The sequence below is a fragment of the Xanthomonas sp. NCPPB 3570 genome, from assembly GCF_056725115.1.
On the sequence record NZ_CM161513.1, the window covers coordinates 2,326,345 to 2,350,390 of the forward strand.

Below are 24,046 nucleotides of genomic sequence, written 5' to 3' on the forward strand. Positions count from 1 at the left end.
GCCGGCGCCTGTGTGGATTGGCGCAGTTGCCCCGGCTGTTCGCAGCGGCGCTGCTGGCGCTGGCCGGCGCCGCCGCCGCGCAACCGGCACCGGCTGCGCACGGCGACACCGACCAGGCCGCGACCACCGCGGCCGCACCGGTGGTCAGCAACAACTACAGCTACGTGCGCTACCGCGCCGACTACGAGGTGCGCGAGGACGCCACCAGCGTCGAGACCGACGAGTACGAGCTGCTGCTCAAGACCAAGGCCGGCGTCGACCAGTTCAGCCAGGTGCGGCTGGGCTACAGCGAGAAGCTGGAGACGCTGGAGGTGCTGGCCGCCTACACGCTGACCCCGGACGGGCTGCGCCACGACGTGCCGGCCGACAAGATCTATACCCAGGAGAGCTATTCCAGCGCGACGGCGGCGATGTACGCCGACCGCAAGGTCAAGGTAGTGGTGTTCCCGAACCTGATGCCCGGCGCGCGCCTGGTGTACCGGGTGCGGCGTACCCAGAACGTGCCGTACTTCCCCGGCTACTTCAGCCTGTGGGAGACCTTCAGCGTGTTCTCCCAGTACGACGACGCCACGGTGACCCTGGTGGCGCCGCGGCGCCTGCAGATGCACCTGTACACCCGCGGCGTGCAGGGCAGCGATACGCCGACGATCGCCGGCGAACAGGCGCGCTGGGAGTGGCGCTACAGCCGCCGCGAACCGATGAAGAGCCAGAACTGGTCGGCGGCCACCTGGGAATTCAGCCCGACCATCATGGCCAGCAGTTTCCGCCGCTGGTCGCAGATGGCCCAGGCCTACCAGCACAGCAGCGCCGCCGCCGCGCAGGTCACGCCCAAGGTGCGCGCCCGCGCCGAGCAGATCACCGCCGGCATCGTCGATCGCCGCGCGCAGGCCGCGGCGCTGTACGAGTGGGTGGCGCGCAACATCCGCTACGTGGCGGTGTACCTGGGCAACGGCGGGCTGCAGCCGAACAGCGCCGACAGCATCCTCGACAACCACTACGGCGACTGCAAGGACCACACCGTGGTGCTGGAAGCGCTGCTGGCGGCCAAGGGCATCGCCAGTACGCCGGTGCTGATCGGCGCGCAGGGCGGGCCGACCCTGCCGGAGGTGCCGGTGCTGGGCCGGTTCAACCACGCCATCACCTATCTGCCCGAGTTCAAGCTGTACGTGGATTCGACCAGCCCATACGCGCGTTTCGGCCAGTTGCCGGCCGGCGACCTGGGCGTGCCGGTGCTGCACACCGCCGACGGCACCGTGGCGCGCACGCCGCCGGACGACGCCAAGGTCAACCGCTACCTGGCCGAGACCGACTACCGTTTCGCTGCCGATGGCAGCGTCAGCGGCATCACCCGCCTGGACAGCGGCGACGTCGGCGAGATCGGCCTGCGCACCATGTTCGTGCAGCTCAACGCGCAGAACCGCACCCGCATCGAGGAGTCGATCGTCGCCGCCTCCGGCTTCGACGGCAGCGGCGAGCTGCTGCTGCAGGGCGCGCCGCAGGACCTGAGCCGGCCGTTCGGCTACGCCTACCGCTTCCGCGCCCACGACTATGTGGACTTCGGCGTGGTCGGCGGCATGAGCCTGCCGCTGATGCCCGGCGCCGACTCGGTGCGCGGGGTCTACAGCACCGCCTCGGCCGAGCGCAACCTGACCCCGTTCTACTGCAACGACAACGCGCGCAGCGAGACCTACCGGCTGACCTTCCCGGACAGCGTGCCGATCATCGCGATCCCAGCCGACACCCATTTCCGCAACGCCGCCGGCGAGTACGCTGCCACCTGGGTGCGCGACGGACAGACCGTGACCGCCACGCACACACTGCACCGGCGCGCGATCCACGGCCCGGCGGCGCTGTGCCAGCCGCAGGACTACGCCGCCTTCCGCGAGCTGTACCAGCAGGTGCGGCGCGGCTTCCGCGGGCAGATCCTGTACGGCGACCTGCGCCGGATGCAGACCGGGCCGTAGCCCTGGCTCGGCCGGCGACGTCCTCTGATCGCCTATTCAGGCGCGCCGCGTCACACTTCCCACACTCCATCCGGAAATCCATCCGCATGCTTCGCACACTCCGCTACACCGTCCTCGCCACCGCGCTGCTGGCCGGCTCCGCCTTCGCCGGCGCCCGCGAGGACCTCACCGCCTTCACCCGCGGGCTGAAGGGCCTGGACGGCCAGTTCGCGCAGAAGGTCTACGACGGCAAGGGCACGCTGAAGGAAAGCTCCAGCGGCCGCGTCGCGCTCTCGGCGCCGCGCCTGTTCCGCTGGGAATACCGCAAGCCCTATACCCAACTGATCGTCGCCGACGGCAGCAAGGTGTGGGTCTACGACCCGGACCTGAAACAGGCCACGGTGCGCGCGCAGGGCAGCGAGGAACAGAACAGCCCGCTGACCGCGCTGATCGACCCGGGCAGGCTCGACCGCCAGTACGACGTCAGCGAGGAGGCCGTGGCCCGCGACGGGCTGCAGTGGCTGACCATGACGCCGAAGGTGGACACCGAGGCCAGCTTCCAGATGGCCAAGCTCGGCTTCGACCGCAACGGCCTGGCGCGCATGGAAGTGGTCGACCCGGTCGGCCAGCGCACCGAGATCAGCTTCAGCGACTGGAAGCGCAATCCGGCCTTCGCCACCGGCACCTTCCGCTACGTCCCGGACAAGGACGTGGACGTGGTCGGCGACCGCTGAGCCGGCTGCCGCCGCGCACGTTGTCGGTGCGCGGCGGTTTGCCCGGTCAGTCCGGGCAGGTCTGCACTTCGATGCTGACGTGGCCCAGCGTGGCCACGTCCTGCAGGCGCGCGTGGTAGAACGCCGCCGGCCGCGGCTTGTGCGTCACCAGCGACACGATCGCCGCGTGCTGGCCGGGGCCGACCCGCCACACGTGCAGGTCGGCGATGCGCTCGTCGTCCTGCTGCAGGCGGTCGCGGATCTGCGCCTGCAGCGCCGCCGGCGCCGAGGCGTCGAGCAGCACCGCGCCGGTGTCGCGCAGCAGCGCCAGCGACCAGCGGGCGATGACGATGGCGCCGACGATGCCCATCAACGCATCGGTCCAGGTCCAGCCCAGGTACTTGGCCAGCAACAGGGCGACGATCGCCATCACCGAGGTCAGCGCGTCGGCCAGCACGTGCATGTAGGCCGAGCGTAGATTGTGGTCGGCGTGCGCGTGGCGGTCGTGGCTGTGCGCGGGCGCGGCATGGGCGTGCGCATGCCCGTGGTGATCGTGCGGGTGGTGATGGTCGTGACTGTGCGCGTAATCGTGATCGTGCCCATCGTGGTGCGCGTGCGCATGGTCGTCATGCCGATGCGCGGCATGGGCGTGGTCGTGATGATGCCCGTGCCCATGTCCATGTCCATGTCCATGTCCATGCCCATGATCGTGGTGGTGATCGGCGCCCAGCATCCAGGCGCTGAGCAGGTTCACCAGCAGGCCCAGCGCCGCGATCCACAGGGCCTCGTCGTAGGCGATGTGCACCGGCTGCGCCAGGCGCAGTGCCGACTCCACGCCGATGCCCAGGGCGATCAGCGCCAGGATCAGCGCGCTGGAAAAGCCGGCCAGGTCGCCGACCTTGCCGGTGCCGAAGGTGAAGCGCGGGTTGTGCCGGTGCCGGCGCGCGAACCAGTAGGCGAAGCCGGCCAGCGACAGCGCCCCGGCGTGGGTGGCCATGTGCAGGCCGTCGGCCAGCAGCGCCATCGAGCCGGTCCACCAGCCGGCGACGATCTCCACAAACATCATCGCGGCGGTCAGCGCCACCACCGACCAGGTGCGGCGCGCATTGCGCTCGTGGCGCGTGCCGAGGAAGTCGTGCTGGTGGGTAAAGGTGTCCAGGGTGTCGTGGTGGCTCATGGCGGGGTCGGCCAGGCAGGGGGATGCCGCGGATTCTAGCGCCGGCGCCCTACGGCGCGGCGGCGGGCGCGTCGAGATGGCGGCCGCTCCGCATCGCCACCGCCCACTTCGATGCCGGCTCTGCCGTTCCGCACTGGACACGACCGCGGCACGCAGCCTAATAAGGGCTGTTGGAGGATAACTAAGAATATAGCAAAATATCCGCTAAGACACTGATAATTCGGTAAATTCTGAAATTTTACGCATCTCAAATGGCGTGCTAATCGTGGTGCGAACGGACATCGCTGCTACCTCTAGGTCACAACTGCTCATACTTGTGCCGGATAGGAAGGAGTTCCCCTATTCCGAGGATATCCATGCGTTCAATTTCCAATGCGTTCTTTTACCAGGCCGAAATTACCCAGATAGATCGATGGGAGCACGGTCCACTCGAGCTCGCGTTCCTATCCGAGCCGGCGACAGGTCGCCTGGAATGGACGGCTCACCTACACGATTGGAATGCCACGCAAAGGGCAGGATTTGTGCGGTCGGGAAAAGCCATCGAAGGGTTGAAGCCGTTCGTGCCTTATCTTGAAGAGCGGCGCAACCCGAACATGATCCTGGTGCCGACCTACGGCGGGAACTCCGAGCTCGACGTCATGCTGGCCGGCCTGTTGCCCGATGACATCCTGGCCAAGGCTGGTCTCGAACGCCGACGCTCCATGATGGGCCTGATGTACATGCACAACGACTTGCCGGCGGACTACGGTCCGCGGGCACGAACTGCATTTGCGCACTACATCTGGACGCGTTTGTCTCCGCGAGCGCGTTTGGGTAAAGGCGCCTTCAACGCGCGCTCGCCGCTGCGACTGCTCGCCGGCGACACCCTGTACTGGGCACACCGCCTATATCGCCTAGCACTGGCAAGGCGTGATGAGTTCTTCGCTCCCACTACGCACGAAGACGAGACCTGGAGGCCGCTACCAGAGTTACGCGCCGGTATCTTGGCCGACCTGCCTGAAGAAGAGAGACACCTGTTCGATATCCAGCGGCCACTAATAGGCGGCGACATCTGGGACGAGTTTGATGCCGACGAGCGCGAGGAGGTGCTTCAAAGCGCGATTGACGGCGACGGGGTCCTTGAGTCGCTCGATCCGGTGATTGAGTTGCTGCACCGCCACCGGATGCACGAGGACTTCTCGGGCGCGAACTCCTGGATCAAAGAGGATTTCGAGCGCAGCTTCTATTCCAAGCGGGCCAAATTGAAAGTCGATCTAGTCGAGACCATCGACGATGCCCCGGCTTACGCGCTGGAGCCCAACGAGCCGTACGAGCAGGTTCTATTCCGCGATGTGATCGCAATGCTCGATCAAAAAGAGCGTCGCTTGATGGTAGCTCTGCGGCTTGGCAAGAGTGCTTCCACCATCGCGCGCGAGTCGGGTCTGCGCGGCCACGCGTCGGTTTCGCGGCGCATTGCCGCGCTCAAGGCGAAGGTCGCCCGACTGCTAAAATGAGCTAAAGCGCTAGCGCCGAGATAGCACCGTCGAGGATGCGCGCGGCCGCAGAGCGCGTTCCCCAAGCCGTTTGGCCTGGGGTTCCGCTCCGCGGCTTTGGACACCGGAGAAACCTTGTTTTTCACACACCGGTGTGAATGCAGGCTATCGCGCGATCTATGGAATAAATGCGCCGCGTTGCCAGGGCGTAGTGGTGATGACCAACAGGGACAACGGCACCGGCCTGGAACCGTCGATCCTGCGCGACATCGCACGTCTGTATCACTGGCCGCTCCTTCGCATCCTGGTCGGCTGAACGCCGACTGCCGGCCGCAGCACGGCGTATACGGGCCGCGGCGATAGAATGGGCAGATGGCCAAACGCAGACCCTTCGCTTCCGATACCCCAGACCTGTTGAGCGTCGACCGCGAGGCCATGCGCCCGCTGGCCGAGCGCATGCGACCGCGCACGCTCGACGAGATGGTCGGGCAGAAGCGCCTGCTGGCGCCGACCAGCGCGTTGCGCCGCGCGGTCGCGTCCGGACGCGTGCATTCGATGATCCTGTGGGGGCCGCCCGGCTGCGGCAAGACCACCCTGGCGCTGCTGCTGGCGCAGTACGCCGAAGCCGAGTTCAAGGCGATCTCGGCGGTGCTGTCCGGCCTGCCGGAGGTGCGGGGGGTACTGGCCGAGGCCGCGCAGCGTTTCGCCGATGGCCGCCGCACGGTGCTGTTCGTCGACGAGGTGCACCGCTTCAACAAGGCGCAGCAGGACGCGTTCCTGCCGCACATCGAGCGCGGCACCATCCTGTTCGTCGGCGCCACCACCGAGAATCCCTCGTTCGAGCTGAATTCGGCGCTGCTGTCGCGCTGCCGCGTGCACGTGCTGGAGGCGGTGTCGCCGCAGGACATCGCCGAGGCGCTGCAGCGGGCGCTGCACGATCCAGAGCGTGGGCTCGGTGCCGAGCACCTGCAGGTCTCCGATGCGGCCTTGCTGGAGATCGCCGGCGCCGCCGATGGCGACGTGCGGCGCGCGCTGACATTGCTGGAAATCGCCGCCGAGCTGGCCCAGGACGAGGGCGGGGAGATCACCGCGCAGACCCTGCAGCAGGTGCTGGCCGACCGCACCCGCCGCTTCGACAAGGGCGGCGAGCAGTTCTACGACCAGATCTCGGCGCTGCACAAGTCGGTGCGCAGTTCCAATCCTGATGCGGCGCTGTACTGGCTCACACGCATGCTCGACGGCGGCTGCGACCCGTCCTACCTGGCGCGGCGGCTGACCCGCATGGCGATCGAGGACATTGGCCTGGCCGACCCGCGTGCGCAGTCGATGGCGCTGGAAGCCTGGGACATCTACGAGCGCCTGGGCAGCCCCGAAGGCGAACTGGCCTTCGCGCAACTGGTGCTGTACCTGGCCAGCACCGCCAAGTCCAACGCCGGCTATGCCGCGTTCAACCAGGCCAAGGCCGAGGTGCGCGAGACCGGCACCCAGGAGGTGCCGCTGCATCTGCGCAACGCGCCGACCAAGCTGATGAAGACCCTGGGCTACGGTGCGGATTACCAGTACGACCACGACGCCGAAGGCGGCATCGCCCTGGACCAGACCGGCTTCCCCGATGCGATGGGCGAGCGCGTGTACTACCGGCCGGTGGAGCGCGGCCTGGAGATCAAGCTCAAGGACAAGCTCGACCGCCTGCGCGCCGCGCGCGAGCAGGCGCGGGCAGAGAAGGCCGGGACGCGCGGCTGACGGCCACCGAACCGCGGCGCGCGATGCCGCTGGACACCCGCGCGCAACGCCCCGCATACTCGCGGCAGGAGATGGCGTTCCTCCTTTAACCACCACGCGCTCGGCGTGGTTGATGACGCCTACAGTCGCCCGACCAGGTCGGGGCTGTAGGCGCGCGCGTCCGCATCCCTCGCTCCGGTCGGCCCAATCCGTGGATGAGGAGAGGACCGATGCCCAAGTTGCAACGCCTGGAACAGTTCGAATTGCTGCCCTACCTGGGCAAATGGTTGGTTATTGCCCTGATCGTCGGCACGCTGGCAGGCAGCGCGTCGGCGTTGTTCCTGTTTTCCCTCGACGGCGCCACGGCCTGGCGCGAAGCGCATCGCTGGGCGATCTGGTTGCTGCCCGTCGCCGGATTCGGCGTCGGCCTGGTCTACCACCTGCTGGGCAAGGCGGTCGATGGCGGCAACAACCTCATCATCGACGAGATCCACGATCCGAAGAAGGTCGTGCCGCTGCGGATGGTGCCGCTGGTACTGGGTGGGACGGTGGTGTCGCACCTGTTCGGCGCATCGGTGGGTCGCGAAGGGACCGCGGTGCAGATGGGCGGGGCCTTGGCAGACCAGCTCACGCATGTGCTGCGTCTGCAGCGTCCGGACCGGCGCATGCTGTTGATGGCCGGCATCAGCGCCGGTTTCGCCTCGGTGTTCGGCACGCCGCTGGCGGGCGCGGTGTTCGGCCTGGAAGTGCTGGCGATCGGCCGCATGCGCTACGACGCGCTGTTCCCCTGCGTCGTCGCCGCGATCGTCGCCGACCAGGTGTGCCGCGCCTGGGGCGTCCAGCACACCGCGTATGCGATCGGCCAGGTGGTGCCGGTAAGCGGCGCCAGCGTGATGGCCGTGGTCGCCGCGGGCATCGTGTTCGGCCTGGTCGGCATGCTGTTCGCCACCGCGACGCACCACGTCGGTGGACTGGTCAAGCGCACGGTCGCGTATGCGCCCCTGCGACCGGCCCTTGGTGGCATCGTGATCGCCACGGCAGTGTGGGCGCTGGATGCCTACCACTATGTCGGACTGGGCATTCCCGACATCGTGCGGTCCTTTCGGCAGCCGATGGCGCCGTGGGATTTCCTGGGCAAGTTCGCGTTCACCGTGGCCTCGCTGGGCAGCGGCTTCAAGGGTGGGGAAGTGACGCCCTTGTTCTACATCGGCGCGACCCTGGGCAATGCGCTGGCGCCGCTGCTGCACCTGCCGTTCCCCTTGCTTGCCGGCATCGGCTTCGTGGCGGTCTTCGCGGGAGCGGCCAACACGCCGATCGCCACCACGTTGATGGCGATGGAACTGTTCGGCGCCGATATCGGACCGCTGGCGGCGATCGGCTGCGTCACCGCCTTCCTGTTTTCGGGGCACACCGGCATCTATCACGCGCAACGCGTCGGGCACGGCAAGCATCGTCGCGCCGCAGGTCCGATGCCGGAGGCGCTGCGGATCGCCGACCTGGGGCAGTTGCGGCGCCGGCCGTTGCCTGTGCAGGACACGGCGGTGGACGCCGACGCGGAGCGGTTGCCGTGAACCGGCCGCTTCCAGCGCAGATGGCGGCCTTGCGCCTGTATTTTCCGTTCTCCACCAAGGCCGGGCGGCCCACGCGCTTCTGGCATCGGCTGACCGCGCCGGCGCTCGCCGATCACCTGCTGGCGATGGCGCGCCGCAGCCGTATTGCCCAAGCCATGCTGCATCCGGTCGAGCGTGGCTATCTGCCCGGCGCTGGTCTGTCGCAGCGGCATCCGGAGTTGAGCGGCATGCGCCATCCGCATTGCCTGGAACTGCTGGACACCGAGCAGCGCCTGCGCGATTTTGTGGCCGACCATGCCGAGGAGTTGCGCAAGGTCCACGCCGTGCTCTTCCTCTGCGAGCTGCCGCTTGCGCACAATGGGGGCTCTCACTCCGCCTTCCGCGCCCAGGGTGCCGCTCCATGAACACGCTCCAGACCATTGTCGCGATCGGGATCGGCGCGATGATCGGCGCCTTGGCGCGCTACGCCTTGAGCCTGGCGATGAACGGCGTGGTGCCGCAGATCCCGATGGGAACGCTGGCGTCCAACCTGATCGCGGCCTACATCGTCGGGGCCGGCATCGCCTTCTTCGCGGCGATGCCGACGCTGTCGCCGGCGTGGCGCCTGTTCGTGATCACCGGGCTGGCTGGGGGGTTGTCGACGTTCTCGACGTTCTCGGCCGAGCTGTTATTGCTGTTGCGCGATGGCCGTCTGGGCTGGTCGGCGGCAATGCTGGCGATGCATGTGGGCGGCTCGCTGCTGATGACGTTGCTGGGCATGTTCACCATCTCACTGGTCCGCAACGCATGAGCGAGGCGAGGACGATGCAAGGCTATCAACTGACGTTCTTCACCGAACAGGAGCGGCGGCACCGACATGCGCCGATCGGCGAATGGTTGCTGCAGTTCGCCAAGGCGCATGGCGCCTGCGGCGGCACGGTGATCGGCGGGCTCGAAGGCTTCGATCACGGCGACCACCTGCACGCCACGCACTTTTTCGAGCTGGCCGAACAGCCACTCGCGGTCACCGTGTCGGTGGACGAGGCCGCCTGCCAGCGGCTGATGCAGGCCTTGGCGGAGGAAGAACTCGATCTGAGCTACGTGAAAGTGCCGGTCGAGTATGGACGCGTGGGCAAGGCGGTCGCCTAGGCGACCTGCGGCGCATCATCGCCGACGGTGCATGGTCGAGGTCAACCCAGCAGGGCCGCGCCCACGCCCAGCGGCGGTGCAAGCAGCGCCAATGGCACGATCAGCCGCGGCCGGTACGGCAGCAGGCCCAGGGTCAGCAGCGCCGCGCTGGCGCTGAGCGAGCCCACCCACAGCACCGGGCCGATGCCCCAGCCGCGCGCGGTTACGCAGCAGGCGAATGCCGCGCCGAGCAACAGCCAGCCGGCAGCCCGTAGTTGCCGCAGGCGCGGCGCGGATGCGCGCTGTGCACCGTAAAGCTCGAGCTGGTGTTTCTCCATGCCCAGGCACAGCGCGACGAAGCCGGAGAAGGCCAGGCACAGGCCGAGCGTGGTCATGCGCCCTCCGTGGCCAGCGCCGGCTTGGCCGATCCGCCGCGCTCGCGGGCGCGGCGTTCGGCCGCCGACAGCGGCGGTTGCCAGCGCTGCATGCGGCGTGCGGCCAGCGCCAGGGCCACGCCGAGGAACAGGCAGACCAGGTCGAACCCGGCCAACGCCCAGTCGCCGGCCAGCAGGCTCACCCCCAGGTGCGCCTCGGTGGTGAGGGCGTTGAGCAGCGGCAGCAAGCCGAACAGCGCCGCGCCCGCATACAGTTGCCAGGCCCACATCGCGCGCTTCGGCCACACCTGGGCCGCGATCAGCGCCGCGGCCCAGGCCAGGAAGAACACTGCCGCTTCGCGTTCCGGGCGCGATTCCAGATGCAGCGGCAGCAGCCGGTTGCCCCAGAAATAGGCGGCGAAGGCGATCGGCAGCCCGGCCACGGTGCCGATGTTGAGCGCGTCGACCAGGCGCAGGCCCAGGCCGATGCGTCCGGCCTTGGCGTGCTTGGGCCGCTCCTTGACCGCCCATAGGATCGCGCCGCTGGCCACCATCAGGCAGCCGAGCAGGCCGCAGCCGAAGAACAGCCAGCGCAGCCAGGGCCCGGCGAAGTGCGCCAGGTGCAGGCCGTACAGGGTGCTGCGGGTTTCCGCGGCGGCACCGAGTTCGCCGCTGCGGCCGAGGATCTGCCCGCTGGCCGCGTCCAGCAGCAGCGAGGGCGTTGTGTAGCCCAGGCGCTGGCCGTCGCCCTGGCGGATCTGGATCGCCGCGGCGGCGTCGCCGGCGTTGTAGACGGTGAAGCCGGCGATCGGCGCCTGCGCGCCCCATTCGCGGCGCGCCACGTCCAGCAGTTGCGCGATCGGCAGCATGTGCCCCGGCGTGCCGCTGGCCTCGCGCAGGTTCTGCGGCTCCTGGAACGCCTCGGCATAGAACGCTTGCTCGGCGTCGGGGTAGGCGGTCTTGATGCCCCACGGCAAGTACATCAGCATCAGCGTGACCAGCCCGGTGTAGGTGATCATCGCGTGGTAGGGCAGGGCCAGCACCGCGCTGGCATTGTGGAAGTCCAGCCACGAGCGCTGGCCCTTGGCCGGGCGGAAGGTGAAGAAGTCCTTGAAGATCTTCTTGTGGGTGATCACGCCGCTGATGATCGCCACCAGCATGAACATCGCGCAGAAGCCGACGATGTAGCGTGCCCACAGGGCCGGCATGTAATGCAGGTCGAAGTGCAGGCGGTAGAAGAAGTCGCCGCCGCGGGTGTCGCGGGTCTGGCTGGCCTCGCCGCTGACCGGGTCGAGCAGGGCGTTGCCGAACAGTTCCTTGCGGCTCGGGCGGGTGCCGTCGGCCGGCGGCGGATTGCGCCAGAACAGGTCGGTGAACGGCGCGCGCGGGTTGGCCAGCGACACGAACCACTGCGGCGACTGCGGCGCCTCGCGCTGCAGCAGCGCCACCGCGCGTGCGGCGACCACGTCGGTGCTCGGCTGCGCACGCGGGAGTTCCGGGCGCATCCACTGGCTGATCTCGTTGCGGAAATAGCTGGCGGTGCCGGCCATGAAGATCAGCAGCAGCACCCACGACACCAGCAGGCCGCTCCAGGTGTGCAGCCAGGCCATCGATTGGCGGAATCCCTGCTTCATGGTACGTGCTGCTGCAGCCAGGCGATGGCCAGCGCCATCGGCGCCAGCAGCGCGGCGATGCCCAGCCAGGCGCGCCCGGCGCTGCGCGCGGCGAACGCCCACAGTGCGGTGCAGGCGCAGACCAGGATGCCGAGCATCATGCCGCTCAGCACCGCCTGCGCACGCAACGACGGCCACAGCAGTGGCAGCAGCACTGCGGTGGCCGCGGCCAGCGCGTAGCCGCCGACGATGGCGGCCAGGGTGCGTGCCAGCACGCCCAGCCAGGGCGGCAGGGTGCGGCGCCGCGGCGGGGCCGGGTCATCAAGGGTGCGAAGCGGAGCGGAAGAAGAAGACATGCATGCCCGTTGGGAGGAAGCACCGGCTGGGCAGCGGAGGACAGCGCGTGGCGGCGGTGGGTGAGATGTCAGTTAATGATACGCATTCCTATCTTCAGCGCAAATGCAGACATCACCACCGGGAGCGCCGTGTAGTTGGAGCGGCTGCCGCGGTGCGCCGAGTGGCGTGTCAGACCGCGTCGTCCAAGCTGTTCGCTGCGGATGCGCTGAAGAACCTGCTGGACCAGGCCGTCTGAGCGAATCGCCGTCCGTCACCGTTGTTGCGATCGCATCAGCGCTGCGGTGCGTCCATCGACGCGCGATTGGCCTTCATCGCGTCGGCGGCAGCAATTTTCTGCGCCACCGCCTCGCGCAGCGGCGACGCGGCGGGCAGCAGGGTCGACAGGTGGCGCCAGTCACCGGCCGCGTCGGCGTAGCGCTGCTGCTGGAAGGCGGCGATGCCGCGCATCCACAGCGCCCGCTGGTTGTCCGGTTGCTGCGCCAGGACCCGGTCGAGCATGGCGCGGGCGGCGCGGCTGACGGCCAGATCCGCGTGTTGTGCCATGTCGGTCTCCGCCCAACCGAGCAATGCCTCGACGTTGTCCGGGTCCAGGCGCAGGGCCTGCGCGTAGGCGCGCTGCGCGTCCTGCGGTCGCTTGGCCTGTTGTGCGTCCCAGGCCTGCTGCAACACGTCCTGCAGCGCTCGGACGTTCGGATCCGCGGCGGACGGCGGCAGCGGCTGCAGCGGCACACCGGCCAGGGCCGTCGGTGTGCCGATGTGCCAGTAGAGGCCGGCGCCGAGCAAGGGCAGGAGCAGCGCCAGCAGCAGCGCCACACCACGCTCCGCGCGTGCGCCGGTGTGGTGCATGAGCAACGGGCGCAGCACCGCGAACAGGGCGATGCTCAGCATTGCGGCGGCGGCCAGGACAAAGCCGGGCATCACCAGGCGTCCTCCGCGTCCGGTTCCGCCGTCGCGGCGCCGATGGCGCGACGGCGCTGGCGCAGCGTCGCCACGATCACGCCGGCGCCGCCCAGCAACAACAGTGCCGGCCCGAACCACAGCAGCCAGGTGCCCGGCGCCAGCGGCGGGTCGTACAGCACGAAGGCCGAATAGCGATCGACCATGTACTGCTTGATCTGCGCATCGCTGCGCCCGGCCTGCAGTTGCGCGAACACCTGGTGGCGCAGGTCGCGCGCCAGGGTCGCGTCGGAATCGGCCAGGTTCTCGTTCTGGCAGACCATGCAGCGCAATTGCGCGGTCAGGTGCTGGAAACGCTGTTCCTGCGCTCGGTCCTTGAAGGGCAGCGGGTCGACCGCCTGGGCAAAGGCCGGCACTGCGCCGCCTATCACCCACAGCAGCATCAGCAACCGCCACCACGGCATGCGCCGGGGCGTCCGTGCGACGAGGACGCTCATCGCCGCGCTCCGCCGAGCGCCGCAATCGCCGGGCGTACTTCCTCGGCCAGCACCTGCGGCGTCAGCACGCCGACGTGCTTGTAGCGGACCACGCCGTCGGCATCGATCAGGAAGGTTTCCGGCGCGCCATACACGCCCAGGTCGATGGCACGCTGGCCGTCGGCGTCCACCAGCACCAGCGCATACGGATTGCCGCGCTGCGCCAGCCAGGCGGCGGTGTCGTGTGGATCGTCGCGGTAGGCGTAGCCGACCAGGGTCACGCCCAGGTGCCGCGCCTGCGCCATCAGCAGCGGATGCTCCTCGCTGCAGGCCATGCACCAGCTGCCGAACACGTTGAGCAGATACGGATGGCCACGCAGCGCCTCGCTGCCGCTGCGCAGGTCCGGGCGATCCAGGCGCGGCAGCGCGAACGCCGGCACCGGTTTGCCCAGCAGCGGCGAGGGCACCTCGCGCGGATCGTGGCTGCGGCTCCACCACAGGCCGAATCCGAACAGCGCGGCCAGCAGCACGAACGCGGCCAGCGGCAGCAGCCGGCTCATGGCGCGGCTCCGGCGAGCGCGGCCGGCACGGTAGCGCTTGTCGCAGCCGGCTGCGCACGCAGGCGGCGCGCGCCGGCGCTGACGAAACCGCCGAGCATCATCAGCAGGCCGCCGGCCCAGATCCAGCGGATGAAGGGCTTGTCGTACAGGCGCAGGGTCCAGCCGTATTCGATGTGCTGGTCGTCGACCGGCTCGCCGAGCGCGACATACAGGTCGCGCAGCACGCCGGCGTCGATCGCCGCCTCGGTCTGGATGCGTTCGCTGCTGTACAGACGCTTCTGCGGATGCAGCACCGCCACGACGGCGCCGTCGCGCAGCACGCTCACCGTGCCTTGTTCGGCCTTCCAGTTGGGGCCATCGATCAACTGCACGCCATCGAAGCGGAAGCTGTGCACGCCGACCTGCGCGCTCTGGCCGGGATCCAGGCGCACGTCGCGTTCCACCGACAGGCTTTCCGATAGCAGCACGCCGGCCACGAACACCGCAACCCCGGCATGCGCGAGCAGCATGCCAGCCAGTTCGGCGGGGAAGCGGCGGCCACGCGGTGCGCTGCGCCAGCGGGTCAGCGCATACAGCGCGGTGCCGACGCCGACCCAGGCCGCGGCGGCGACGCCGGCCACCGCACGCAGCGTGCCGGCGCTCAACAGCCATGCCAGCAGCGCGCAGCCGAGCGCGGCCAGCCCGGCGCGGGCGGCCACCGCGCGCAGTGCGCCGGGTTCGGTGCGGCCCCAGCGCAGGTAGGGGCCGAACGGCAACAGCAATACCACCGGCAACATCAGCAACGGGAACAGCAGGCCGAAGTAGGGCGGCCCCACCGAAATCTTGCCCAACCGCAGCGCATCGCCGAGCAGCGGGAACAGCGTGCCCAGCAGCACCATCGCCGCGGCCACGCTGAGCATCAGGTTGCCGACCAGGATCGCGGTCTCCCGCGACAGCGCGGCGAACGGCTTGCCCGCGGCCAGGCGTGGCGCGCGCAGTGCGTACAGCAGCAGCGAGCCGCCGACCACCAGCACCAGGAAGCCGAGGATGTACAGGCCGCGGCGCGGGTCGGCGGCGAAGGCGTGTACCGAGGTCAGCACGCCCGAGCGCACCAGGAAGGTGCCCAGCAACGACAGCGAGAACGCCAGGATCGACAGCAGCAGGGTCCAGGCGCCGAGCGCGCCGCGCTTTTCGGTGACCGCCTGGGTGTGGATCAGCGCCGCGCCGACCAACCACGGCATGAAGCTGGCGTTCTCCACCGGATCCCAGAACCACCAGCCGCCCCAGCCCAACTCGGCATAGGCCCACCAGCTGCCGGCGACGATGCCGGCGCTGAGGAAGCCCCAGGCGACATTGGTCCACGGCCGCGCCCAGCGCACCCAGGCCTGCTGCTGCTCGCCGCCGAGCAGGGCGGCGATGGCGAAGGCGAAGGCCACCGAGAAGCCGACGTAGCCGGTGTACAGCACCGGCGGATGCAGCACCATGCCCGGGTCCTGCAACACCGGGTTGAGTTCGCTGCCGTCGCGCGGCATCGGTGACAGCCGCGCGAACGGATTGGAGGTGAACAGGACGAAGGCCAGGAAGCCGCTGGAAATCAGCCCGAGCACGCCGAGCACGCGCGCGGCGAACGCTTCCGGCAAGTGCCGGCCGCTGCGCGCCAGCGCCACCGTCCACAGGTTGAGGATGGCGATCCACAGCAGCAGCGAGCCTTCATGCGCGCCCCACACCGCGGCCAGCCGGTAATACCAGGGCTGCGCCAGGTTGGCATTGGCGGCGACGTAGCGCACCGAGAAATCCAGCTGCAGCAACACGTAGCCGAGCAGGCCGAAGGCCAGCCAGGCGAAGCCGGCCTGGGCGTAGGCGGCCGGCCGGGCCACCGCCATCCAGGCGCGCTGGCCGCGCCAGGCGCCGAGCAGCGGCAGCACGCCCTGCACCAGTGCCAGCAGCAAGGCCAGGATCAGCGCGCACTGGCCGAGTTCGGCGCTCATCGCGCGGCGCTCCCGATGCGGCGGGACGCGATCGGGCTCATTGCCGCGCTGCGGCTGCAGCCGCCGCCGCAGCGGTGCGAGCGGTCCTGGCGCGGTCGGCATGCGCCTGCGCCATCGCGTCTTTCAGTTCCTGCGGCATGTAGGTCTCGTCGTGCTTGGCCAGCACCTCGGTGGCGACGAAGCGCGCACCCTGCATCGAGCCGGTGGCGATCACCGCCTGGTTGTCGCGGAAGAGGTCGGGCAGGATGCCGGTGTAGGCCACGGCGGTGGCACCGGCCTTGTCGATCACGGTGAACTGCACCTGCAGCGAATCGGCGCTGCGTGTGATCGAGCCGGCCTTGACCATGCCGCCGAGCCGGAACACCCGGTAGTCCCGGGCCGCGCCGGCCTGCACCTGGCTGGGGGTGAACAGGTAGCTGATGTTGTGCTGCAGGGCCAGCACGAACAGGCCGGTGGCCAGCGCTGCGGCGCCGAGCAACAGCAGCACCAGCAGCAGGCGGCGCTTACGGGTGGGATGCATCGCGAACTCCAACAGCGGCGGCGTTGTCGCGGACGCGCCGGGCCCGTTCGCGCGTCACTTGCGCACGGATGTCGGCGAGCAGGCGACGCTGGCGGCGGCGCGGCAGCACGCTGTCCAGGAGCAGCACCACCAGGGCCAGCGCGTACGCGCTCCACACGTAGACGGCGTAGCCGCCCATCGCCCAGAACCCGCTCATGCCGCGTGTTCCGCTGGCAGCGGCATGGTGTCCGCTGGCGACGCCGGCACCGGCGAGGACTGCATGGCGATCGCCCGCACCCAGGCCTTGCCGCGCTCCAGCGCCAACAGGTCGGTGCGCAGGCGCCCGCACAGGCTGGCGACGTAATAGCACTTGCTGGCGACCACGCCGGTCAGCAGCGGCCACAGCATCGACAGCGGCATCGTCGACGGGCCGAGCACGCGCACCGTGGAGCCTTGGTGCAGGGTGTTCCACCACACCACCGAGTAATGCACGATCGGCAGGTTGATCAGCCCGACCAGCGCCAGCAGCGCGGCGGCGCGCGCGCCCTGGCGCGGATCGTCGATGGCGCGGTGCAGGCCGATCACGCCCAGGTACAGGAACAGCAGCACCAGTTCCGAGGTCAGCCGCGCATCCCAGGTCCACCATGTGCCCCACATCGGCCGGCCCCACAGCGAGCCGGTGCACAGGGTGACGAAGGTGAAGGCCGCGCCGATCGGCGCCGAGGCCATGCAGACGATTTCCGCCAGCTTGATCCGCCACACCAGCGCGACCAGGCCGCCCATGCCCATCGCCGCGTAGACGAACAGGCTCATCCAGGCGCATGGCACGTGCACGAACATGATGCGGTAGGCATCGTGTTGCTGGTAATCCGGCGGCGCCAGCACCAGCCCGCCGTAGGCGGCCACGGCGCCGAGCAGCATGGCCGCGGCCAGGCTCCACGGGCGCACCGCGCCGGCCACGCGATAGGCCGTCAGCGGTGCGCCGAGCCGGTGCAACCAGAGCGGGATCCAGGAACGCATGGCGATGACCTCAGCGGGCGAGAGGCGCGCTGCGCGGCAACGCCTGCACCGCGGCGGCGGCGTCCACCTGCAGCAGTCCGTCGCGCATGCGGCTGGTACGCAGCAGCAGGTCGTGCACGCTGCGCGCATCCAGTTGCGGCGCCAGCGCCAGCAACAGCGCGACCACGCCGCTGACGTGGGCGGTGGCCATCGACGAGCCGGAGGTGAAGTCGTAACCGCCGTTGGGCTGGGTGGTGAGGATGTCCTCGCCCGGCGCGCTGAGCACGCCCGCCGGCGCCGGCGTGGCGGCGCTGCTGCGCACCACGATCACCCCGGGGATGCCGTCGGGAAATCCGTCCAGGCGGCCGTTCGGCGGCATCGCTGCGACCACGATGCGGCCCTCGCGCAGCAACTGTTCCAGCAGCTTGCGCAGCAGCGGGTCGGCCGGACCGCCGAGGCTGAGGTTGACGATGCGGGTGCGGGTGTCGCCGATCGCCGCCAGCGCCTTGGCCAGAGTGAAGGAGTTGCAGCCGGCGCCGGCGCCGGGGCGCTGCGGATACCAGCAGGCCTTGTACACGTCGAGCATCGCCTTCGGCGCGATGCCGACGATGCCCAGGTGGTTGTTGCTGCCGGCGGCGATGATGCCGGCGACCTCGGTGCCGTGGTGGTCGCGGTTGAACGCGCCCGGGTCGGCGGCGACCAGGTCGCGGGTGTTGCGCAGGCGCCCGCGCAGGTCCGGGTGCGCGGTGTCCACGCCGGTGTCGACGATCGCCACGTCCACGCCCTGGCCCTGGCTCAGCGCCTGCGCGGTGGCCGCGTTGGTGGCGGCGAAGCCGCGCTGCATGTCCACGTAGGGATCGTTGTAGCGCAGCGGCTGCGTCGGCGTCGCTGCGGCCTGGCTGTCCGCGGAGTACGTGCCGAAGTCCTGCAGCGGCTGCGACAGCGCCACGCGGTCGTCCTTGGCCAGTTGCGCCAGCAGCGCGGCGCGGTCGCTGCCCGGTGCCGGCTCCAGCACCACGCAGTACAGTCCCAGCGCCTTGATCGGCCAGCCGGCGACCTGGCGCAGGCCGTAGCGCTTGTTCAGCGCGTCCAGGGTGGCCACCGCCTGGGTGCCGGCGCCGTAGTAGCGGGCCGAGGCGTAGCCGAGCAGGTTGGAGCCGGCATGGCGGCTCGGCGCGGCCATCGGGTTGGCCACGGCGAGGACGATCTGACGCTGGCTGTCCAGCGCCGGCGACGGATCCAGGCTCGGCGCCTTGGCCGCGGCCGTGGGTGCAGGATCGGCAACCGCCGCCGGCGCGGCATGGGCGCAGGCGCCCAGGCCCAGGCAGGCGACGAGCAGGCTGGCGAGACGCAGCTTCATGGCGCGGCGATCGGCTCCGCCAGGCGGATGCCGGCGGTGGCGCGCAACTGCTGCACGCTGCGCTGCGGCTGCGCCGGCGACCCGGCCTGGGTCGGCACCACGGTGTAGGCGCCGGCGGCGTTGGGGCCGCCGATCACCCGCAGTTGCAGCTTGCGCAGCAGCGCGTCCCAGTCGGCCAGGCTCATGCGCGCGTCCGGCACGACCCGGATCGCATCGACCGCCAGCGGCTGCGCGGCATCGCTGAGCGTTCGGTAGGCGGTGCTGCGCGCGTGTTCGGCGGACAGGCGCATGCCCAGCACGCCCAGGCCCACTGCCTGCAGCAGGGCGGCGGCAACCAGCGCCCGCGTGGTCCAACTGGCGCGGCTGCGCTGCGGCCGCGGCTGCGCGACCGGCGCGTCCAGGCGCTGCAGCAGGCGCTGCAGGCCGGCCTCGGCGTCCACCGGCACGTCGCTGGGCAGGGTCATGGCCATGCGCAGGCGGCTCTGCTGGGCGAACTCGGCGCTGCAATGCCGGCACCTGGCCAGGTGCGCCACCAGCCACGCGTTCTCTTGTTCCGTGGCGCTGTCCTGCAGCACCCACGGCATCAGTTCCCAGGCATGCGCGCACTCGTTGCCCGGCTCGTTGAAGCCCGTTTTCATCACGCGCTCTCCGTCAGCGTGGACGCATCGCCGGCCAATCCCGGCAACACGTTGCGAAGCTTGACCCGGGCATGGAACAGCCGGGCCTTGATGGTGCCCACCGGGCACTGCATGATCGCGGCGACCTCTTCCAGCTTGTGGCCGAGGCCGTAGACCAGTTCCACCACCAGGCGCTGGTCGGCCGACAGGCGGTCCAGGCCCTTGCCCAGCCAGTCGCGCAGCTCGCGGTCCTCGTCCGGGTCGGCCGCCGCGGCGTGGTCCTCGGCCATCGCGCCGTCGTCGATGGCGTCGTCGCTGTGGTGGCGGATCGCCTTGAGCCCGCAGCGGTAGGCGATGCCCATGATCCAGGTCGAGACCTGCGAGTCGCCGCGGAAGTCGCCGGCCTTCTGCCAGACGATCCAGAAGCAGTCGTTGATCGCTTCCTCGATGATGTCCGGGCGCCGGGTCAGCCGCGACAGGAACCGGCACAGGCGGCCGTGGTAGGCGCGGTACAGGCGGGCGAGCGCCTCGCGGTCGCTGGCCGCCATGCGCCGGAGCAGCATGCGGTCGGTGGCATCGCCGAGCAGGTCGGTGTCGTTCATGGGAGCAGGTGTGGCAACGGGCACCCGTATGTGCCGGGGCGGCACGGAAAGGTTGCGCTCGCCTCAGAAGCTGCGGGAGACGCTGGCCACCCAGGGCCACAGGCCGCGGTCGGCATAGCCGGTGCGGGCGTTGCTGAACACACGGTCCACCTCCAGGCTCCAGCGCCCGGCGTTCCAGATCAGCCCGGCGTGGCCGTAGCGATAGTGCGCCGTGTACTCCAGTCCGTACAGCGCCGGAGGCGCCTGGCTGACGCCGGCGCCCACCGACAGCGACAGCGGGCCGCGCAGCGGCTGGTGCGCGGTCAGGTCCAGCGCCCCGTACCAGCGCTGCTGCAGGCCGCTGTCGGGCATGCGGAAGGCAGCCAGCGACAGGCTCAGGCGGTCGCGGTAGCTCCAGCCCAGGCTGACTTCGTCGCGGTTGAACACGCGGTTGGCGCGCGACCCGGGGTAGCGGTACAGCAACGCTTCGGCCTGCAGTTGCCAGCTGTCGGACAGGGTCCAGCTGCGCGACAGGCCGAGGCTGCTCATCAGCACCGTGCCCGGCGCATCCAGCGCCACGCTGGCCGACCCGCTCAGCGACCAGCCCGGCGCGGGCAGCCAGAACAGCGCGCCCTGCAGGGTCGGGGTGCTGCGGGTCACGGCGATGCCGCGGTCGACCAGTTGCGAGCTGATCCCGGCGGCGCCGCCGATGTCGCCGGCGGTCGCGGCAGGTGCGTGCAGGGCGGCGAATGCCAGGCCTGCTGCCAATGCCGCGCTGGCGCCTGGACGCACGGACGCGCGTGCGCTCAGCATGCGCGGTCCGCCCTGCGGCGCCGGGGTGCGACGGAAAGCGGCGACAAGGCGCCGCGGGCGGCAGGGGGCAAACGCACGGTGGCTCGATGCTCGCAGGTCAGGAATCGGGCACGGGCGCGGCGCGATGGCCGGCCCGTCGGGCGCCGAATATGACCGGATCGGCCAGCCAGTTCAATGCAGGCTGTGCAGGTAGGCGATCAGGTCCTGCAACTGCTTGGCATCGTCCAGGCCGTCGTACTTCATCTTGCCGCCGGGCAGCGCCTTGGACGCCGGCTGCGACAGGTAGCTGCGCAGTTTGTCGTCGCTCCAGGTCCACTGGCTCTGCTTCATCGCGTCGGAGTAGGCGTAGTCCGGCACGCTGCCGGCGCGACGCCCGACCACGCCGAACAGGGTCGGGCCCTTCTTGTTCTTGGCCGGCGCGGCGCTGTGGCATTCGGCGCATTCGCTGGCGAACACGCCGGCGCCGGGCGCGCCGCCGGCGGCATGTGCGGGCGACGCCACTGCGGCCACCAGCGGCAGCAGGCCGGCCAGCAGCGAACACAAGGGGAAGGCAGTGATGCGTTTCATGGGGGAAAGCTCCGTGCGGGGGAATCAGAAGGCCAGGCTCAGGCTCAGCGAGAACTGGTTGAGGTCGCGCGGGCGGGTGACCGGGGTGGCCCCGAACACGTTGCCGGTGCTGCCGTTGAACTTGCTGAAACGGAACCAGGTCGCGGACAGGCGCAGGTTGGAGATCGACGAGTAGCTGTCGTCCTTGCCGAACGGCGCCCACGAGGCGCTGATCAGGTTGCTGGTGGTGTCCGGCGCGCCGTACGGGCGGTAGCGGAACGGATCGTCCGAGCCGGTGTTGATGAAGTGCGCCAGCAGCAGGCTGTAGCTCTGCTTGTAGGTGTAGTTGAGGCTGAACGACTGGTCGCGCACGCTGGCCCGGCGCGGGCCGGCCACGCTCGGGTCGGCAGGATCGATCAGCGCGCTGCCGTAGCGGCGGCGCTCGTAGATGTTGAGGTAGCCGAGCTTGAGGATGTGCTCGCGGGTGCCCAGGAACTGGTAGTTCAGGTCGTAGCCGAGATCGGTGAAGTCGTCGCGCGGGCCGGTGCTGCGCGGCAGCTGTCGGCGCGTGGTCAGCGCGACCACGCCGGCGGAGAAGAACTGCCGCTTGAGGTCCTTCATGTAGCTCAGGCGCAGGTAGCCGGTGTCGCTGAGCTTGCCGGGATCGCCGCCGATGGCGTAGCCGAGATCGTCCTGGGTCGACACCGGCAGGGCAGTGTAGGTGCCGACTTCGCCGTACCAGTTGCGGTCGTACAGGCCGTAGACGCTGGTACCGATCACCCGGTTGGACAGCGACGACTGGTTGAGCAGGGTGGTCGAGCTGGCATAGGCCGAGGCCGGGCCCAGGCCGGAGGCGTTGGGCAGCATGCCGATCGGGTCCTGGCTGCCGGGATTGTTGTTGACGCTGACGCCGAGCAGGGTGTCCTTGCCGCCGAGCTGGAAGCTCTTGAGCACCGCGCGCAGGTCCACGTTGTCCAGGCGCGTGGTGTAGTCGTTCTTGCCGTTGTTGCTGGTGGCGACCTTGACGTAGCCGCCGACGTTGTCGGTGATGCGTCCGGCCAGGTACAGGTCGGCCTCGCTGAAGCGGGTGCGGCTCTCGCCGCGCACCGGCACGCTGCGGGTGGCGGTGAGCTGCGCGGAGGCCGGGATCTTGGTGCCGTTGCCGTCGCTGTCGGTGTAGCCGCCGAGCTTGAAGCGCATGCCGTACGGGGTCAGCGCCGGGCCGTAGGCGCCGATGTGGCAGTCGGCGCAGGACGAACCGGTCTGCCGCGCGAACGCCGGCACCGCGGCGGCGCGCGGGCTCAGCACCAGCAGCAGCGAGCCCAGCGCCGACCACAGCAGCGCCTGCTCGGCGCCACACGTCCTGTCGCTGCGGGAGGAGGTGGAGGGGGACGACGGGGACTGGTGCATGCGGGAAGTCCTTTGGCAGGCGGGTGGGTGCGGCGACGGACGCGAACGAGGAAGGGAAGGGCGGCTCAGCGTTGGCGCAGGAACGGCAGCATCCGGCGCAGCACGCCATCGCGGCGGACGAAGTGATGCCAGAGCGCTGCGCCGATGTGCAGCAGGATCAGGGCCAGCAGCAGCCAGGCGGCATCCACGTGCCAGGCGCCAAGGCGATCGGCGAGATCGGGATCGGCGTCGACCAGCTCCGGCAGGGTGGCGCCGAACAGATGCACCGGCTTGCCCAGCGACTGGCTCAGCGCCCAGCCAAGCACCGGCAAGGTCAGCAGTAGCGCGTACATCACCACGTGGGTGGCGCCGGCCAGCACGCGCATCAGCGCCGAGCCGGCCTCCGGGTCGGCGCGCTTGCCCAGGCGCATGCGCACCACGACGCGCACGCAGAACAGGCCGAGCACGAACAGGCCGAAGTGGCGGTGGCCTTCCAGCAGCCACTGCCGCCACATGCGGCCTTCGACTTCTTCGCGCAGCAGGATCAGCCCCGCCGCCAGTACCAGGCACAGCACGGTGAGCCAGTGCAGCCACACCATCGGCCGTGGCAACGCGGCCGATGCGGCGGATGTGGAAGCGGGTGGTGTCGGAACGGCCGGCGTGGGCGAGGTCATGGCGGTACGCGGTGTCCTTGAAGGCGACGAGGTGGGGCGCCGCGCCATGCCGGGGGCATCGCTGCAGCTGTTGCGTCGATGGGTGCCGGCGCTGTGGCGAAAGGTTGCGTCGCGCTGCGTGTCGGCCTCGCGCAACCTTTCCGCGGACCGGCGGCACTCAGCCTGGACGCTCCGATGCGGAGCCCGGTCGGGCACTCTGATGGCAATCGAACGAATCCAGTTGCGGACGCACGGCGACGCGCGCGGCCAGCTCGTGGCGCTGGAGCAGCAGCGCGATGTGCCCTTCGACATCCGCCGCGTGTACTACCTGTTCGCCACCCGCAACGGCGTGCATCGCGGCCAGCACGCGCACCGCCATCTCAACCAATTGGCGGTGGCGCTGCACGGGTCGGTGTCGTTCCTGCTCGACGACGGCAGCGGGCCGGTGCAGGTGGTGCTGGACGATCCGCGGCAGGGCCTGCTGCTGGGCAGCATGGTCTGGCGCGATCTGTACGACTTCAGCGAGGACTGCGTGCTGATGGTGCTCGCCGACCAGGCCTACGACCCCACCGACTACATCTTCGACTACGACGAATTCCTGCGCGAAGCCGCAGGCGTGCGCCGGCAGGAGGCCTAGGCG

The 24,046-nt window shown here is 69.8% G+C and carries 28 protein-coding genes and 1 riboswitch; of the genes, 10 read left to right on the forward strand and 18 right to left on the reverse strand.

The features are described from left to right. The first annotated feature begins 26 nt into the window (after positions 1-26). Positions 27-1,964, forward strand: coding sequence for a DUF3857 domain-containing transglutaminase family protein (locus tag AC1PLR_RS10215; RefSeq protein ID WP_481103439.1), 1,938 nt, complete (start codon positions 27-29; stop codon positions 1,962-1,964). An 86-nt stretch (positions 1,965-2,050) separates the two neighbouring features. Continuing rightward, positions 2,051-2,677 (forward strand): outer membrane lipoprotein periplasmic chaperone LolA, encoded by a 627-nt coding sequence (gene lolA, locus AC1PLR_RS10220; RefSeq protein WP_267110243.1) that lies wholly within the window; start codon positions 2,051-2,053, stop codon positions 2,675-2,677. 46 nt (positions 2,678-2,723) lie between these two features. On the opposite strand, the gene dmeF is transcribed toward lolA, so the two are convergent. Then, entirely contained in the window at positions 2,724-3,833 is a 1,110-nt protein-coding gene (gene dmeF / locus AC1PLR_RS10225; protein ID WP_481103440.1) for a CDF family Co(II)/Ni(II) efflux transporter DmeF, read from the reverse strand. A 356-nt stretch (positions 3,834-4,189) separates the two neighbouring features. On the opposite strand from dmeF, the gene AC1PLR_RS10230 reads away from it, so the two are divergent. From AC1PLR_RS10230 to AC1PLR_RS10260, 7 genes are all read left to right on the forward strand, one after another. Further along, on the forward strand, positions 4,190-5,326 hold the full coding sequence (locus AC1PLR_RS10230; RefSeq protein ID WP_148828697.1) for a hypothetical protein: 1,137 nt from the start codon (positions 4,190-4,192) through the stop codon (positions 5,324-5,326). A gap of 133 nt (positions 5,327-5,459) precedes the next feature. After that, a complete protein-coding gene (locus AC1PLR_RS10235) occupies positions 5,460-5,621 on the forward strand; it encodes a hypothetical protein (protein ID WP_267119756.1) in 162 nt (53 codons plus the stop codon). A gap of 56 nt (positions 5,622-5,677) precedes the next feature. Further along, positions 5,678-7,048: a replication-associated recombination protein A gene (locus tag AC1PLR_RS10240; RefSeq protein ID WP_148828698.1), complete on the forward strand. Its 1,371-nt coding sequence runs from the start codon at positions 5,678-5,680 to the stop codon at positions 7,046-7,048. Positions 7,049-7,106: 58 nt separating this feature from the next. Continuing rightward, a riboswitch (Fluoride riboswitch) is annotated at positions 7,107-7,177 on the forward strand. A gap of 80 nt (positions 7,178-7,257) precedes the next feature. Further along, complete coding sequence (locus AC1PLR_RS10245) at positions 7,258-8,598, forward strand: voltage-gated chloride channel family protein (protein WP_148828699.1); 1,341 nt, start codon at positions 7,258-7,260, stop codon at positions 8,596-8,598. Further along, positions 8,595-9,002 carry a hypothetical protein gene (locus AC1PLR_RS10250; RefSeq protein WP_225851617.1) on the forward strand — a complete coding sequence of 136 codons (408 nt, stop codon included), beginning with the start codon at positions 8,595-8,597 and terminating at the stop codon, positions 9,000-9,002. The genes AC1PLR_RS10245 and AC1PLR_RS10250 overlap by 4 nt, the downstream gene beginning before the upstream one ends. After that, positions 8,999-9,388 (forward strand): fluoride efflux transporter CrcB, encoded by a 390-nt coding sequence (crcB, locus tag AC1PLR_RS10255; protein ID WP_019801484.1) that lies wholly within the window; start codon positions 8,999-9,001, stop codon positions 9,386-9,388. Before AC1PLR_RS10250 ends, crcB begins: the two co-directional genes overlap by 4 nt. Next, on the forward strand, positions 9,385-9,726 hold the full coding sequence (locus tag AC1PLR_RS10260; RefSeq protein ID WP_481103441.1) for a DUF190 domain-containing protein: 342 nt from the start codon (positions 9,385-9,387) through the stop codon (positions 9,724-9,726). The genes crcB and AC1PLR_RS10260 overlap by 4 nt, the downstream gene beginning before the upstream one ends. A 41-nt stretch (positions 9,727-9,767) precedes the next feature. Here the strand turns inward: AC1PLR_RS10260 and AC1PLR_RS10265 are convergent, their stop codons facing one another. The 17 genes from AC1PLR_RS10265 to AC1PLR_RS10345 form a co-directional block, all read right to left on the reverse strand. Continuing rightward, complete coding sequence (locus AC1PLR_RS10265) at positions 9,768-10,100, reverse strand: DUF3325 domain-containing protein (protein ID WP_481103442.1); 333 nt, start codon at positions 10,098-10,100, stop codon at positions 9,768-9,770. Further along, on the reverse strand, positions 10,097-11,713 hold the full coding sequence (locus AC1PLR_RS10270; protein ID WP_481103443.1) for a PepSY-associated TM helix domain-containing protein: 1,617 nt from the start codon (positions 11,711-11,713) through the stop codon (positions 10,097-10,099). The genes AC1PLR_RS10265 and AC1PLR_RS10270 overlap by 4 nt, the downstream gene beginning before the upstream one ends. After that, positions 11,710-12,048: a DUF3649 domain-containing protein gene (locus AC1PLR_RS10275; RefSeq protein WP_481103444.1), complete on the reverse strand. Its 339-nt coding sequence runs from the start codon at positions 12,046-12,048 to the stop codon at positions 11,710-11,712. The genes AC1PLR_RS10270 and AC1PLR_RS10275 overlap by 4 nt, the downstream gene beginning before the upstream one ends. Positions 12,049-12,319: 271 nt before the next feature. Continuing rightward, positions 12,320-12,967, reverse strand: coding sequence for a tetratricopeptide repeat protein (locus AC1PLR_RS10280; protein WP_481103445.1), 648 nt, complete (start codon positions 12,965-12,967; stop codon positions 12,320-12,322). Further along, complete coding sequence (locus AC1PLR_RS10285) at positions 12,967-13,443, reverse strand: cytochrome c-type biogenesis protein (RefSeq protein ID WP_481103446.1); 477 nt, start codon at positions 13,441-13,443, stop codon at positions 12,967-12,969. The genes AC1PLR_RS10280 and AC1PLR_RS10285 overlap by 1 nt, the downstream gene beginning before the upstream one ends. Beyond that, positions 13,440-13,982 (reverse strand): DsbE family thiol:disulfide interchange protein, encoded by a 543-nt coding sequence (locus AC1PLR_RS10290; protein ID WP_481103447.1) that lies wholly within the window; start codon positions 13,980-13,982, stop codon positions 13,440-13,442. The genes AC1PLR_RS10285 and AC1PLR_RS10290 overlap by 4 nt, the downstream gene beginning before the upstream one ends. Continuing rightward, positions 13,979-15,949: a heme lyase CcmF/NrfE family subunit gene (locus AC1PLR_RS10295; RefSeq protein WP_481103448.1), complete on the reverse strand. Its 1,971-nt coding sequence runs from the start codon at positions 15,947-15,949 to the stop codon at positions 13,979-13,981. The genes AC1PLR_RS10290 and AC1PLR_RS10295 overlap by 4 nt, the downstream gene beginning before the upstream one ends. 37 nt (positions 15,950-15,986) lie before the next feature. Continuing rightward, a complete protein-coding gene (gene ccmE, locus AC1PLR_RS10300; RefSeq protein WP_481103449.1) occupies positions 15,987-16,469 on the reverse strand; it encodes a cytochrome c maturation protein CcmE in 483 nt (160 codons plus the stop codon). Beyond that, positions 16,453-16,665 carry a heme exporter protein CcmD gene (gene ccmD / locus AC1PLR_RS10305; protein WP_010341703.1) on the reverse strand — a complete coding sequence of 71 codons (213 nt, stop codon included), beginning with the start codon at positions 16,663-16,665 and terminating at the stop codon, positions 16,453-16,455. Before ccmD ends, ccmE begins: the two co-directional genes overlap by 17 nt. Further along, on the reverse strand, positions 16,662-17,468 hold the full coding sequence (locus tag AC1PLR_RS10310; protein ID WP_481103450.1) for a heme ABC transporter permease: 807 nt from the start codon (positions 17,466-17,468) through the stop codon (positions 16,662-16,664). The genes ccmD and AC1PLR_RS10310 overlap by 4 nt, the downstream gene beginning before the upstream one ends. Positions 17,469-17,478: 10 nt before the next feature. After that, entirely contained in the window at positions 17,479-18,807 is a 1,329-nt protein-coding gene (locus AC1PLR_RS10315; RefSeq protein ID WP_481103451.1) for a S8 family serine peptidase, read from the reverse strand. Beyond that, positions 18,804-19,445 (reverse strand): zf-HC2 domain-containing protein, encoded by a 642-nt coding sequence (locus AC1PLR_RS10320; protein WP_481103452.1) that lies wholly within the window; start codon positions 19,443-19,445, stop codon positions 18,804-18,806. The genes AC1PLR_RS10315 and AC1PLR_RS10320 overlap by 4 nt, the downstream gene beginning before the upstream one ends. Beyond that, entirely contained in the window at positions 19,445-20,026 is a 582-nt protein-coding gene (locus AC1PLR_RS10325; protein WP_209231565.1) for an RNA polymerase sigma factor, read from the reverse strand. Before AC1PLR_RS10325 ends, AC1PLR_RS10320 begins: the two co-directional genes overlap by 1 nt. A gap of 63 nt (positions 20,027-20,089) precedes the next feature. Further along, the gene (locus AC1PLR_RS10330; RefSeq protein WP_481103453.1) at positions 20,090-20,773 is read right to left on the reverse strand and encodes a hypothetical protein; all 684 of its coding nucleotides are present in this window, start codon (positions 20,771-20,773) and stop codon (positions 20,090-20,092) included. Between the two features lie 216 nt (positions 20,774-20,989). Continuing rightward, a complete protein-coding gene (locus AC1PLR_RS10335) occupies positions 20,990-21,385 on the reverse strand; it encodes a c-type cytochrome (RefSeq protein ID WP_371182148.1) in 396 nt (131 codons plus the stop codon). 24 nt (positions 21,386-21,409) lie between these two features. After that, positions 21,410-22,774, reverse strand: a complete 1,365-nt coding sequence (locus tag AC1PLR_RS10340) for a cytochrome C (RefSeq protein ID WP_481103454.1) — start codon at positions 22,772-22,774, stop codon at positions 21,410-21,412. A gap of 65 nt (positions 22,775-22,839) precedes the next feature. Further along, a complete protein-coding gene (locus AC1PLR_RS10345) occupies positions 22,840-23,352 on the reverse strand; it encodes a cytochrome b (RefSeq protein WP_481103570.1) in 513 nt (170 codons plus the stop codon). Between the two features lie 274 nt (positions 23,353-23,626). On the opposite strand from AC1PLR_RS10345, the gene AC1PLR_RS10350 reads away from it, so the two are divergent. Next, positions 23,627-24,043 carry a sugar 3,4-ketoisomerase gene (locus AC1PLR_RS10350; RefSeq protein ID WP_209248598.1) on the forward strand — a complete coding sequence of 139 codons (417 nt, stop codon included), beginning with the start codon at positions 23,627-23,629 and terminating at the stop codon, positions 24,041-24,043. The last annotated feature ends 3 nt before the right edge of the window (positions 24,044-24,046 follow it).